Origin of the sequence: Bradyrhizobium zhengyangense (genome assembly GCF_022012435.1) — a bacterium.
Lineage (GTDB): Bacteria > Pseudomonadota > Alphaproteobacteria > Rhizobiales > Xanthobacteraceae > Bradyrhizobium > Bradyrhizobium zhengyangense.
In genome coordinates this window covers 17,832-31,124 of sequence record NZ_JAKLUA010000025.1, presented here as the reverse complement: position 1 = coordinate 31,124, position 13,293 = coordinate 17,832, and the positions used below count along the sequence as shown (strand labels likewise).

The 13,293-nt window shown below is 58.5% G+C and carries 10 protein-coding genes and 1 pseudogene; 5 read left to right on the top strand and 6 right to left on the bottom strand.

Annotated elements, in window-relative coordinates; all coding sequences use genetic code 11:
* Positions 1-204: 204 nt before the first annotated feature.
* The 3 genes from L6637_RS38290 to L6637_RS38280 all read right to left on the bottom strand — a co-directional run bounded on the left by L6637_RS38290 (position 205) and on the right by L6637_RS38280 (position 4,234).
* Positions 205-1,062: a hypothetical protein gene (locus tag L6637_RS38290; RefSeq protein ID WP_338076891.1), complete on the bottom strand. Its 858-nt coding sequence runs from the start codon at positions 1,060-1,062 to the stop codon at positions 205-207.
* Between the two features lie 607 nt (positions 1,063-1,669).
* Positions 1,670-2,836: a helix-turn-helix transcriptional regulator gene (locus tag L6637_RS38285; protein WP_237873987.1), complete on the bottom strand. Its 1,167-nt coding sequence runs from the start codon at positions 2,834-2,836 to the stop codon at positions 1,670-1,672.
* A 246-nt stretch (positions 2,837-3,082) separates the two neighbouring features.
* Positions 3,083-4,234: a helix-turn-helix transcriptional regulator gene (locus L6637_RS38280; protein ID WP_237873984.1), complete on the bottom strand. Its 1,152-nt coding sequence runs from the start codon at positions 4,232-4,234 to the stop codon at positions 3,083-3,085.
* Between the two features lie 134 nt (positions 4,235-4,368).
* Here L6637_RS38280 and L6637_RS38275 point away from each other — a divergent pair, with 134 nt between their 5' ends.
* The 4 genes from L6637_RS38275 to L6637_RS38260 all read left to right on the top strand — a co-directional run bounded on the left by L6637_RS38275 (position 4,369) and on the right by L6637_RS38260 (position 8,096).
* Positions 4,369-5,136, top strand: a complete 768-nt coding sequence (locus L6637_RS38275; protein WP_237873982.1) for a cupin domain-containing protein — start codon at positions 4,369-4,371, stop codon at positions 5,134-5,136.
* Positions 5,137-5,445: 309 nt separating this feature from the next.
* Entirely contained in the window at positions 5,446-6,204 is a 759-nt protein-coding gene (locus L6637_RS38270; protein WP_237873981.1) for an alpha/beta fold hydrolase, read from the top strand.
* Between the two features lie 357 nt (positions 6,205-6,561).
* Positions 6,562-7,395, top strand: coding sequence for an ORC-CDC6 family AAA ATPase (locus L6637_RS38265; protein ID WP_420868604.1), 834 nt, complete (start codon positions 6,562-6,564; stop codon positions 7,393-7,395).
* Positions 7,396-7,433: 38 nt separating this feature from the next.
* Positions 7,434-8,096, top strand: coding sequence for a hypothetical protein (locus tag L6637_RS38260; RefSeq protein WP_237873979.1), 663 nt, complete (start codon positions 7,434-7,436; stop codon positions 8,094-8,096).
* Between the two features lie 884 nt (positions 8,097-8,980).
* On the opposite strand, the gene L6637_RS38255 is transcribed toward L6637_RS38260, so the two are convergent.
* Positions 8,981-9,706, bottom strand: a complete 726-nt coding sequence (locus L6637_RS38255) for a PEP-CTERM sorting domain-containing protein (RefSeq protein ID WP_237873978.1) — start codon at positions 9,704-9,706, stop codon at positions 8,981-8,983.
* Positions 9,707-10,619: 913 nt separating this feature from the next.
* Here L6637_RS38255 and L6637_RS38250 point away from each other — a divergent pair.
* Positions 10,620-10,799: pseudogene (locus L6637_RS38250) on the top strand (IS21 family transposase); the annotation flags it as partial.
* A 673-nt stretch (positions 10,800-11,472) separates the two neighbouring features.
* Here L6637_RS38250 and L6637_RS38245 read toward each other — a convergent pair.
* Both L6637_RS38245 and L6637_RS38240 read right to left on the bottom strand, forming a co-directional pair.
* On the bottom strand, positions 11,473-12,300 hold the full coding sequence (locus L6637_RS38245) for a sulfotransferase family protein (protein ID WP_237873972.1): 828 nt from the start codon (positions 12,298-12,300) through the stop codon (positions 11,473-11,475).
* 125 nt (positions 12,301-12,425) lie between these two features.
* Positions 12,426-13,293 (bottom strand): hypothetical protein (locus tag L6637_RS38240; protein WP_237873971.1); only part of this gene is annotated, 868 nt, incomplete at its 5' end.

The following is a 13,293-nucleotide window of genomic DNA, read 5'->3' as shown; positions in this document are numbered from 1 at the left end:
CGCAACACGTCGGAGGTTCGAGGCAGGGGAGCGTCTCCATAAAGCCCAAATCCCTCCCGTTCTCAGTGTTTGCGGTTAAGAAAGCTGCGGCTGGACAGCAAGCCTCCCCTGGAAAGCGTCTCAGTTTTCTCCAAATCCGGTGCAGACAGACCTTGGAGTGAAGTGATACCGCAGCTACAGTCCACAAGTAGCCATTCACGGACGCTAACGCGTTAGTCCGCTTACAGCGGCAGAAGTGCGGCTGCCGGTTCCAACGAGCTGGGTGCTGGCTGCGGGTTGATGGGATCGGGCAAAAATAAACCGAGATGTAACCGGTATCTCGGCTTCGGCTCTGCCGTCCCGGGCGATGAGGATCAATCCGGCTCCGCCATTTGCCACATCCAGAATGATCGGCTCACCGCTCCACGTCTTGATCGGCTCCATTCCGATGATCAGAAATTCACCTATGGGCTGGTCGAGATACTGGATACGCAACTGCGGGCCGATCTCGGCGGCAGCAAGTTCAAAGCCGAGCTGGCGCGCGCGCGTGTAGACGCTGGCCAGGGTCACGGTGTCGGACGTGAACCCAAGCTGGGCTGGCGACAGGTTGACAAGCTCCACATGCGTCTTGTGCGAGCTAACCGTGAACGCCGGCCGGGCAAGGATTTCGGCGGCCTGACCGCCGACGCTGCAGCCCTTACTGTCCAGTTCGTCGCGTAGTGTAAGAGAATCGGCGAAGTTTCCGATTGTAATCGTCTTCCAGGTCACAACATCGCGGGCGGACGTGATAGGCTCTTGGGACGCTGGGGCGGAGTGCGTCTTCAACTCTAGCTGGTTCTGCAAGACATAGCGTGCTGCACATTGGGCCGACGCGCTGGCCGCAAATTGAACCGCGCAGGCTGCACCAACCATTGAGGCCATGAAGTAGCAGCTAATTCGTCTTGCACTTGAATGATCGTGGCCTGTCCTGCAATCGGCTCGGCTTGTAAGAATAAACATGCTGAAATTCCTTTTTCGATAATGCTCTACGGAAAAACAGTTCGCCTTCGGGTCAATAAAAAAGTCGGAAGGTTCGTGCGCCACTCCCCACCTCGCGGTCCAGTTCGGGCCCGCGCCGCTCGTGCATCTTCGGCGGATGGCCTTCGAACGGCCACGCCAGATGCCCCCCTTTCGAATGATGCCGTGGCGTCGAGCCGCTCGAACCGTACGGGCTCGTCGGGCGTCGGACGAGCAACCGTCGATGCGACTAGGCATGTGGACCGACCGGTCGGAGGTCTTCGTCATCGTGAGCCCTCTGACCGGCCCGGCAGGCATCTATTCGCAGCGACCGGACGCACCCCACCGCCGCGGTGTGCTGTACCCTCGCGCAATGCACCGACCAACCTCATGACGTTCACTGGAATCAGGGCGCTATGGAGAATGGCGATGGGCGCAAGATGGAGTGCGCAAGCGTAGGTCAGAAAGGCGACGTTGCTGCAAAGCGCGACCAACCGCAGCGGAACCATTCGTCGCATGTAGAAGGTGAGGAACACCAGCGACGAGGCGACGTATCCGACCAGCTCTACCCACCGCACGGCAGACCTCATTGCGATTTTCACTCGGCGGTCTACGAACAGCCGGACGTGCTTCGCGCGAAACGTTAGGGATTGGCGCCGCTGCCGTCATCACCCTGCCGGGTGACGCATCGCTGTCAGGAATCCGTCTCGCCGATCCGCATGCTGCCGATCGCCGCGACCAGGGCGGCGAGCTCGGCCTGACGGCCGGTCGCGGTCTTTGCGAAGACGCGGCGCAGATGCGTCTTGATAGTGTTGGGAGACAAACCGAGCGATTGCGCCGTCTCGAAAATGGTGTTGCCGGAGGACGCTGCGAGCGCCACGCGCGCCTCGGCCTGGGTCAGGCCATAGACGTCCATGATCTGTCCGAGGGGAAGCGAGCGCCGGTTGGCGGGATCGATAACGAACAGCAGCACCGCCGCGTCCTTCACACCCCCGTCCGACAAACGGCCGAGATCCCTGCTGCGGATCGAGGAGACGAGAATGGTCAGAAGGCGACCGTCGAGGATGCGCGGCAGGCTCATTGCGCCGCCTGCGTTCCCCTGGATCGCGTCTCGTATCAGTTCGTTGAGCCGCCGTGAATGCGCGGGCGAATGGGTGCTGATCGATTGATGCAGCCGCAACATCCCTTCCGCGGCCATGCGGCGGGCAGCGGCATTGGCAAATAGCACCCGCGCTTTGCGATCCAGCACGGCGACGCCGTCGGCTAACCGGTCGAGGACGTCGAATGCTGCTTGCTGCAGGGCCAGGTAGCCGTCGATCCGGAATCCAAGCGTCACCGACCGGCACAAATGCGGCGACAGCCATGCCAGAAGCCGCTGCTCGCCCGGATCGAACGTGCCCTGTCTCGCGCTACGACACATGTTGAAAGCGGCGCGAAAGTCGTCGCGCACCGCCAGCGCCATCATTCCGTTGTGCGCGACCTGCTGCGGCCGCAGCACCTCGTCGTAGAATGCGGAGCGCCGAAGCTCCTCCAACGAAATCGCTTCGTCCGACAGCACCACCCGTCCGGTCGGCTGGTGCGCCATGTAGCGCGACCAAGGATTCTGGATATGCCGTTCCTGAAAGGCGCGCTTGCACTCCTCGTTCAGACGGCCATTGAAATCGAAATAGACCCGTTCCGCGGTGAGGGATACGCCGAACAGGATCCCGCCCTCGCTCCGCGTCAGGTCGGCGATCGCCGTGAGAGCGTGCGGCCACAGATCGTTCTCGGCTGCTGCATCATAGATCAGGTCGAGCACCCTCTCGATCTTTTCGCCGGAGAACTTCATTATACTCCCCCGCGTTCGCCCGCCGACAGCCAATGGTGTTGGTGGCAATCTAAGGACGTGGCATGACGATATCACGACTTAAGTCATGGCGCCTCACCCAATCGGGTGACGACCAGATTCTGATCGATCAAAGGTTGTTCCCGCCGCCCCGACGCTATTTCGATTTGAATCGGGTGATGGACATCGCGGTTTAGTTTTGAAGAAGCTGCCGGATTCGGATCATGAGGGCTAAGACAACGACGACGGGCGATGGCACCTGTGCGATCAGCGCCCTAAACCTTAGTCTTTTTCATCGCCGGCTGCCGGAAACATCGCAAGAACCCGCGACAGCTCGGCCTGTGAGCGCGTCCCGGTCTTCTCGAAACATCGGCGCAGGTGGGTCTTGATCGTATCAGGAGAAACGCCGAGAGCGGCGGTCAGCTGCCGTCCGCTGATGCCGCTGGCAAGGAGCAGCGCCACTCGGGCCTCGGCGGTCGTCAAGCCGTAGGCAGATCGCAGCAGGGATGCTCTTACCCGCGATTTGGCATCCTGATCGATGATTACGATGATGATGCGCGCGGGTGCCACCAACTCCCAGAACGCAAACGACGGGCGAGGCAGCGGAACTGCTAGGACAAGCAGCGGCGTGGCGCCGTTTGGGCGGCTGAGGCGGATCGGTTCTGAACCCGATAGCGACATGGCTCGGCCGTTTGCCACGTCCAGGGCTTCCTTGATCAGTTTGGACAGCGCCTGACGTTCGCTCGGAAGCGCGGCGACAAGTTGCGAATGACCGTTGGTGCTGAAGGCCACGCCATCCGAGTGGCGCAGCAGCGCTTCAGCGGCGGAATTGGCCTGCACGATACGGGCATCTCTGTCGAGCAGCAGTGCGGCATTCGGCATCAGCTGGAGAATCGTCGACAGTTGACGTTTGCCGTCGGCCCGGGCGCCAAGCAATAGGGACGCCTCGAACGCACGGCACAAGTGCGGCGTGAGCGGGTCGAGCTTGCGAACATATTCGTCCGCTCGCTCGGCGGCGCGCTGGGAGAGGCAGAAGCCGAAGCCACCGACGAAGCCGTCAGCGGCGAGCGCCTTATGACTGATATCGACGATGTCGGCGTGTCCCCAGGGTTGCAGCACGTCGGCATAGAACGCCGTCTTCTCTATCAACCCGGGCTCGATCAAGGAATTTGCGCTCACGGCCTTGCCGAAGGGCACCTTCGTAATCGCCACTGTCCAGGGATTCCAAGCGTAGTGTTCGCGGAACGTCTTGGACGCCTCTTCAGGCAAGCGCCCGAGAATTTGGGTCGGCGTGCGGTGGCTCCCCAGCGGCGGAACATGCGCAAGCATGCCGCCGAGCGCACCCAGATAGTCGGATATGCCGACCAAAACTTCGCTCCAGCGTCCGGAATCGGCGATTGCGCCATAGATGAGATCGAGAATTTCGGCGTTCAAGACCGGACCCCATATGCACGCTCCAATGGAAAATTACATTATCGGCACGCGGGAATCTCGCTTAATTCTTAGGCATGCAGATATACATACTCCCGGTTATTGCACCGCGAGAACGTTCGTCTCCGGGCGGGCGATTGGCCGCATCATCTCGGCGGTTGGCACTGGAACGGCTGCTGAACGGCGTTTGGCTCGGCTCGCGAGTTGTATTTGGTCCGACCTGTGCACCGGGCCTCTCACCCGTTCGGGTGACGTATCGACGCTTCGGTGTGCTAACATTCCAACACCTCAGGTTGCGCTGGCGATTGAGCCCGAGCGTTCCAACGGGCAACGGCAAGCAAAATCCCGCCGAAGAACACGATGGAACTGTGGTTAATCCGACAGACGCATGTGCCTTATTTTCTGCTGAACAGGAGCCGACGATGCCTCCTCTCAAAGCTACGGTTGGTTTGCTTGTCATGCTCGTTCTCGTCGACCTTTCGGGCGCGACAGCACAAGAACGATCGGCTGACTACGATCGCGTTACACCCGCGGATATGAAATGGGTTCCGCTGCCTTCGCTGCCAAAAGGGGCGCAAATCGCGATACTGCACGGCAGCCTCGGGAAGCCAGGTTTGTTCACGATACGCGTGAAGCTTCCTCCGCACTACAAATTGCCTGTGCATTCCCACCCGGACGAGCGCGTGCGGACAATTATCTCCGGGACCTACTATTCGGCGATTGGCGACAAGGTCGATGAAACAAAGCTCACGCCGTTTCCGTCCGGTACGTTCTCGAACGTGCCGCAAAACGTTTGGCAGTTCGCCGAAACAAAGGATGAGGAAGTGATTTTTCAAATCACCGGCGTTGGACCGACAGGGATTAACTATCTGAACCCTGCGGATGATCCGCGCAAGTCTCGCTAAAGGCCATCCACATTAGGCAGCACAAGATGCGCACGATAACCGTGCGCCCCACTTCGGAGGTGGCCAGCCACTTCTTCACGGCGTCCCGCTTTGGCCTTCGTTGAGACAATTCAAAGCAAAGCTGACATCGCCCGGCTTTCCTCTTTGATAGAGGCGGTATGCCGCGAAACATCGACTCACTACGCCTGCGAATTTTTCAAAAATCCAAAGCTAAGAGTTGTGGATTACGTAAACAGGGAGATACGTGTAATGTCAAAGTCTCACATTACTCGCCGCCGCTTGCTTCGTAACGCTTCCGCTGGAGGTCTGATGGCAGCGGCGACCCCCGGCCTGATCGGTGCCGCTCGCGCGCAATCGGCGCGAAAGACCTTCGTCTTCGTCAGTGGGGCGTTTTGCGGCGGCTGGATATGGCGCCCAGTCTCTGACCGGCTCGAACAGGGCGGCCACAAAGTGTACGCTCCGTCACTCACGGGCTTAGCCGATCGCTCGCATTTACTAACCAAGGATATCAATCTGGACACCCACATCGCCGACGTCGTCAACCTGATCAAATGGGAAAGTCTTGAAAACGTCTGCCTTGTGGCGTGGTCCTATGCAGGTTTTGTGGGCTCGGGCGCACTCGAAAGCGTCGGCGATCGCGTCTCATCAGTCGTATGGCTTGATGCCTTTGTTCCGACCGACGGACAACGGGTGGCGGACCTCGCATTCGAGGGGTTTCGCAAAGCAATACAGATGGCCGCTGACAAGGGCGAGGCAGGCGTTCACGGATTGGCGAAGATTCCGCCCATTGTTGTTGCTGAACGCGACCGGGCATTTGCAGAGTCTAAAGTTACGCCGCATCCAGTCGGCACCTATCTCCAACCGATCAAGGTTTCTGGCGCGCTCCAAAAGGTGGCGAAGAAGACATACATCCGCCTCCCAGAATTTCCACAGCCTCACTTTGATAAGGCACTAGCTGACTGCAAGGGCGACAAATCTTGGACGACATTTGAACTGCCGGACATTGGGCACATGGCCATGCTCGATGCACCAGACCGCGTGAGCGAATTGATACTGCAAGCAGCGTGAACTATAGCGTAAGGGGCAGTCATTACACGGAAGTATGGTATGTCTGTCTTGGTCATTTCGGCGTTTCGGCGGTGTTTGTCGGCTGGTTGACATCCGCTTCTACCCGGTAAGCGTCGAGCTGGGCCTGTCCGGAAGCGTTATGTCTGGCCAGATCTCTGTGATTCAATTGTCCAAACTGGGGCTCGAAACATGCGCTACGAACTCGCCGATCATGACTGGATTGCCATCAAGCCCTGCTAACGAACAAGCCGCGCGACGTTCCTCGGGTGCGGACGGAACGAGGTGATAGATCTCAGTGGCGGCAATATCCTCATCTTCATGAGCCTCTGCCAGATCATCTGGGACGTCTAGCTTCAGATCGGAAACAGAAATCCGGAAAGAAAGGTCAGGCTGGAGGAAATTGAACCGGGGGTGCAGGCAGTCGGCGTGCTCCGGGCGAGCGAGTACTGGTTGAAGAAGATCTCGCAGGAGACCGGACGGAGCGCGGAGCGGCTCCGCTTCGTCCGGGGCATCGCCGACAAGTTCGGGATTGCGCTGCTTTCGAGCCGAAAGCTGAGCAATCCCGGCCACAACGGATTTTCGGTCACCGACGAAGACCTCGACCGCTCACCCGACGTGAAGGACTTCCTCGAAGAGTTGAGCGACTACGGCAATCTGCTGGTGCTGAAACATACGACGAAGGAGAAGGACCGCCGGTGCCGGCGGAAATGGTATCTGAACCCGATCCTCTGCCCGAACTTCAAGCTGCCCTACAAGCGGTTGAAGGAGCCGCGATACGTTAGCGCCGCCGAAGTCGCCGACTGGATGAGGAAATCAAGCCGAAAAACGAGCCCGAGCAGCTTTCGTTCTTCGCGGAGAATCGCCCATGATCTCGGGCAACGCATTCAGACCGTGGGGGCCGATAGGCTGGCTGCTGCCGAGGTTGAGCAGCGAACGGTGGCTCCTGATCGGATGCAATTCCGTGGAGGAACGCTCGCTGGCCACCCTGCGGTACGCCAAGGATCGGATCGCTGGAGGTCGGTTCTTTTGCATACACGATCCCGACCCGCTGGATGCACAGGCATTCGAACGATTGACCACGCAAAACAAGGGCGAGCTCCTCTCGGCCGGCTTTCGCGGGGAAGACGTCCCCCAAGACGATGCTGCTTTGCGAACTCGACGCGATCAAGGCGGAGCTCGACGCCTGCCTAGCCAAGGGAATACCCGACATCCTATTCGACATCTCCGCGATGCCGAAACGATGGTTCTTTCCTCTCACCCAATTCCTGATGCGCGATCCGCGTGCACGGACCGTGGTCGTCACCTACGCGTCGCCCGAGCGATACGGTCAGGTATTGGCAGGCAATCCGGAGCCGATGCGCGTGCTCCCCGGCTACTACGACACCGAGGGTGCGACCAGTCACGACATGCTGGCGGTGGGCATAGGTTTTGAGCCGCTCCTGCTCCCGTCCCTTTTCGACCAGATAAAGTGCGATCAGGTCCGGCTGCTATTTCCATTTCCGCCCGGGCCGCCCGGCTATCAGCGGAACTGGGCGTTCGTGAAGAGCATCGACGACATGATGGAGGAGCGTGGCAGCAAATCGCTCGACCGGATCCAGCTTCATATGCACGACTGTCCGCAGATATTCGACGCTCTCCGCAAGATGACCGACAGCGGCAAACTAACGTCGGCCCTGGCTCCGTATGGGCCCAAGCCGATGTCGTTGGCCATGTGTCTGTTCGCGCTCGCGGTCAACGACTCCGGTGAGAAACGGGTGCCGGTGTACTACGCCCAACCGAGGCGATACATGACCGATTACTCCACCGGCATCAGGATGCTGGCCGGCGGCGAGATGGACATCCAAACCTATTGCATCAAGCTGAACTCGAAGAAGCTGTACCAGTTCAATTAGCGACTGCCACCGCGACATTGAACCCGCTCGCTTCGTAAAAGACTGGCGAGTGCGATTTCATTTGCCACGTTTCCTGATTGTCCAGTGAGAAGGATCAGAAGGCATAGCCGATCGCTTTCGGCAGGCGGCGGCGATGGTCACTCCGGTGGGCATCAACCGCGGCGCACAGTTCTGCATTGATGCCACCTTGGTTCATCGGGTCCTCGGAGTTTTGCTCCCGCTAATCTCTTCAACTCCGTAAAGCATGCGAGTTGAAGCGGTTACCATTCGATCATGCGTAATGGTAACGGCGGAGTCGAACGTTGATCCCACTAAGAAATTGATATCGTTAGAAAATGGCGCGCCCGGAACAATTCGAACATCCGCCGCAGCTCCGTCTTGATTTCTTGCAGCTTCACCCGCATGCGGTCGCGTCGGGTCTTCCGGAGTAGTTGGAAGGCTCTCCGTCTAGATTTGCCGCAGATGAAGGTGAAGCCCAAGAAAGCGAAGGTCTCGGGTCTACCGATGCCGCGCTTCTTGCGCTCGGCTGCCGCGTTGCGGCCGAACTCAATCAAGCGGGTCTTGCCCGGATGGAGCGAGAGCGAGAATGCCCCGAACCGCTTGCGCAGTGCATCGAGGAAGCGACGGGCGTCGTCCTCATGCTCGAAGCCTGCGACCAGATCATCTGCCTAGCGCACGACGATCATGTCGCCGTGGGCCTCTTACCCCTAGGACCTGCAGCGTTCGCCTCCGTCAAACAAGGCGGCCTTCCTCGTAGGCGTACGAAGGCGGCTCTTACCGGACTTCTGCAACGAAATCGGCCAACAAGCGACATCCGCTTTCGTCGGCTAGGCGTAACAATGACCGCCCGAAGACGGCCTTCGAAAGTCAAAGGAGTTGTTTGCTTATCCAGCGCTCAGCGCTGGTCGGTTCCGATGGCGCGAGTGGAGGAAGCCGAGACCGAGGAAGCCGAGCAGCATCATGGCCCATGTGGAGGGTTCGGGGACCGCCGAAACAGTATCAGTCGTGAGCGCAGCAAGGAACGGTTCTCCCTTCCCCCATACGCCATCGCCAATATAGTCAAACTCAACCTGGGTCAGCGTACCGATTCCGGAGACGTTGAATTGCTGAGCGTCCAGTCGATCTTCGTTGCTGGACCCGTAGTAGGCCGATCCGTACAGACTCGTCGCGGTATTGATGAAGCCATCGTTGAAGTGGTCACGAATATTGACCCCTTCGGTCAGACTGAAGGTGAATGTGCCTCCGGTGCCTGTGAAAATGAATTGCCCGGTGGTCGCGCCATTCGCGCCGAAAGCGGAGTTGACGAGACTATAGATCGTCTGAACGCCAGTGATGTTCAGTCCGCCAAAAACGAATGAGGTGGGAAGATTATCTTGCCCCAATGTTTGCACAGCGCCCAGGTGGCTTCCACCGGGATAGCTCGCAAGGCCGAATGTGGCCGCGCCAATCGTCAGTGACGTGCCGCCGGCGGGATAATTGAATCCACCACTATAGGTCGACAGATCGGCGTTCACTTGGGAGCTGAGGTCGATTTGCACCTGCGACGCTTGCGCCAGAGAAATCGGCAGGGAAAGCGCAAGCAGCGAAAGCGCCAATAATTTGTTGTTCATTCCCAATCTCCTTCATGCGGTAGCTGCATAATTATCGGAGTTGGCGAAACGGACGCAGAAATCCGCGAGACAATTCGCCAAAGGACAGCTTCTAATATTTTTTAAAGTGTTAAATTATCTTCCAGGAGAATTTCATCAGTGTCAACATTTCATAGATTTTAGTCGTCCAATCCGTTGTGCCCAAATAAAGGGCAAAGAAATAGCCCCAGAATTTACGGTGCTGAATCAATTGGTTGAATTAGCTCGGTAGTGAGCCAGGGCATCGGGGTCCAAAGCACCCGATAGGAATCTCGGCCATTTCCGCAACGTACCCGCCCACGCGAAGCCAGCTATGGGTCTTGGATCGCGGTAGGGATGCCCGTTGCTGGGCACCCCCCGCACAGATCCGGACAGGCCCGATTCGAGCATCCGGCTCTTACCTCGAGTGTTTCACGGCGAAGCGCCGGTCGGGCCAGGGGTGAAGGATGCGCGCCGCGGGAAGCCACCCGGCAGCCAGCTTCGTCATCCGGTCCCACGTGAAGCCGTTTTTCTGGCTGCGCCGCCGAAGCGTGCGGCGCCAGGGGTCGGCCACGTAATGCCGGAACGCTGAGAGCGCCCGACTATTTGTGGGCACGGCATAGTAGGCGAAGTGGCCCGTAACGACTTGCCTCAACCAATGTCCCTGTGACGGGATAGGCTGGTGCATTCTTTGCCGCAGCTCCGTAGCTCCGTCTTAATTTCTTGCAGCTTCACCCGCATGCGGTCGCGTCGGGTCTTCCGGAGTAGTTTGAAGGCTCCCCGTCTAGATTTGCCGCAGATGAAGGTGAAGCCCAAGAAAGCGAAGGTCTCGGGTCTACCGATGCCGCGCTTCTTGCGCTCGGCTGCCGCGTTGCGGCCGATGTCGCGCGGCGATCAGGATGGAAGTGCACGGGACGATCTGACGCAGCGATACGAGGCCCTTTGTGCCCATTACGGCATGCGGCCTTCCCGCAACAATCGAGGCGTTGCTCACGAGAATGGTTCGATCGAAGGGCCCCACGGTCATCTCAAGCGAGCAATCGCGGACGCCTTGCTGCTGCGCGGAACTGTCGACTTCGACGATCTTGCCACCTATCGCGGCTCAATGGTTGGCCTGCACGTCCCCCTGCCGACGCTTCGCCGGCATCCTCGCGGACACCTGCGCACGGCTTAGGGTCGATGCGGTTCGCTATTCCTTCATCGTAGTGGACTTGCACCACCCACTCCTCGCCGGTCTCCCGGCGCACCTGTGTGAAAAACGCCAGGACGCTAGGCGGCGATAGAACAAGCTATTCGCTCATGACCGTCTTCGCGGCCAAGGCCGCGCCTTGCAACCCGAGATCAAGTGCGGTGGCCAACATACTGTCTACGTTTCGAACGATCCCCGCCAGCGAAAGCCAAGACGTCGCACATGCTGGTCGATTGTTGCGGCCGAAGAACCGCACACCAAATCAAGTGCGGACAGACAAAATTCATTCGTAATCACTTTTACTTATCCGGAGACACTCAGAACAAGACCCTTGGAAACGTGTTGAATAGTAGGGACCATCAGCCGTCCCATCCGGCGACAGCCACTGGCGCGCGACGCCGTTGCGGTCACCTGATCGGGGAGTACCGCTTGGTTCGCTTCCTTCTCGGCTCCGGCTCAATGCGTAGCCGATCGTTCTCCTGACGCAACCGGGAGACCTCCTAAGCCTGGTCCGCCGACATCGACGTCGCCTGCGTAGTGGTGGTGGCGCTGTGCCGCCGATGCTGGGACTTGCCGGCGCTTATCCTCGCGGCGAAATAACTGGTACGTTGTGTGTGTTTAACTCTGGAATCATCCAGAAGGCGTCATTGGCGAAGCGATTGAACAGCTCTGGGGGGAGAACCGTCTCTCGTTCAAGCCAGCTCACTTTGCGGCGCACTTTGTGCAAGTTGGGCGTTCCGATTCCAAGATCGAAATCGTCGGCTTCGTACTCGACGTTCTCGAAATCGTGCGCAAACCGGCTCTCACCCAGAAAATCGTAGATCTGATCTAGCGTTCCGCTCGGATCTTTGCACAGGGCCTCGTAGCCGACGAGGATAAGACGGCTTGCATTCTCACCCCAAAAAGCTTCTCGAAGAGCATCGATTGCAAATCCAACGAGTCCATCGCTCGTCGCGAGTCGGTTAACTCGCGTGTAAACGGTGTTGAGCGATTCGAAGTTGAATATCCCGGACAATTCGAAAGCGTTCTGCCTGATGAGACGTTCGAGACTGTCCATGATCCAGGGCACATGCCGAACGCAACATATGACCTTCGCCTCAGGGAATAACTTTACCAGCGTAGGCAGTTTGGAGCACCACGCACGGTTGGTATCGAGCACCATCTTAGTTGGATGGACGGCATGATAGTAGTTATCAAAGATTCCCTTTAGTAATTCTCTCTTTTGCATTTCATCGATGAAAATGGCGGCCTCGTTTCTTCGGCTCATTGCTCCTTGCAGGGCCATGAAAAGCGAACCTACAGGACTGCTCATTCCAGCATGGAGGCGAGGATTCTGGCGAAGAATTGCCGCTAGCAACGTTGATCCGGAACGAGGCAGCCCCGAAATGAAATGCAAGCCATTCTGCATAATCGAAACTGCCTCACTTCCGTTTAAGCACGATTCTCACGATAGACATTCTCACTATAGACATTCTATAGCGAATCTTTGCAACGAGCCTTGGTCACCACTTTAACCGGTCGCAGCTCCACAACTTACACATGCGGCGCTGCGATAACATGATTGTCGGCAAGCACATTCCAGAACGTGTTCGCCGTGTTGGACTGAATGTCAGTCGTGACGCTACCGTTGTTCCAGCCAACTTGGGTGCCCGCCATGAGGGTGACCAGTTGGTTCGCATTGAACGCCGCCAAGGCGTTTCTCAGATCCTGACCGTTGATCAAGAGATCGCCGGACTGGGGTGGGCTGTGGATTGTATCAACGTACTGCAGCCAGGCATTCATCGTAGCCTTCTGGGGTGGCGTGGTGAAAGCCTGGGTAGCGGTGTTGTAATCGTTCCCTAAGCTCGTCGCAGCTGTCTCCAGAATGCCGTCGTGGTTAATATCCACATTAGCGCTAGTGGGGGAATAGGTGAACGGCGCCAACCCTCTGAGCCAATCGACCGCCTCAGTAATCAGATCATGGCCCGCTGGCTGGCCAGGGAATAGGCCTGGGTCAGCCTTTCCGGCGTCGATGTTGAGTTGGGCTTTGAGCGCCTGTTTCATCATCGATATGCGAACGTCGGGATTCGCATCGCTCGCATTGAGAAGCTGCTGCGCCGCAGCCCAAGGTACGGAAAGTGTAGTTTCGCCATTATCCTGAACGCCATCGCCATTACCATCCCCGAGTAGAATTCCGACCGTCGCGCTGCCGGTCGCCGTCGCCGTCGCCGTACCCGGCGAGCGGTCGCTCAGCGTCGTCGTGATGGTGTCCGTGCCCGGCAAGGCATAGGAGTGGCTGCCGCTCACGGCGAAGCTGCCGTTCGCACCCGTCACCGTGCCCGTCGTCGTCGTGCCGTCGCCCCAGTTGATGGACGCAACCAGGTCCGAGGCCGGCGTCACCAGATCGGTGTCGGTGAAGTTC

Excerpts from the sequence above, each read along its gene's own strand:
- L6637_RS38270 (WP_237873981.1), top strand. The coding sequence starts at position 5,446 with ATGGCAGCGGCGACCCCCGGCCTGATCGGTGCCGCTCGCGCGCAATCG.
- L6637_RS38260 (WP_237873979.1), top strand. The coding sequence starts at position 7,434 with ATGCCGAAACGATGGTTCTTTCCTCTCACCCAATTCCTGATGCGCGAT.
- L6637_RS38255 (WP_237873978.1), bottom strand. The coding sequence starts at position 9,706 with ATGAACAACAAATTATTGGCGCTTTCGCTGCTTGCGCTTTCCCTGCCG.
- L6637_RS38245 (WP_237873972.1), bottom strand. The coding sequence starts at position 12,300 with ATGCAGAATGGCTTGCATTTCATTTCGGGGCTGCCTCGTTCCGGATCA.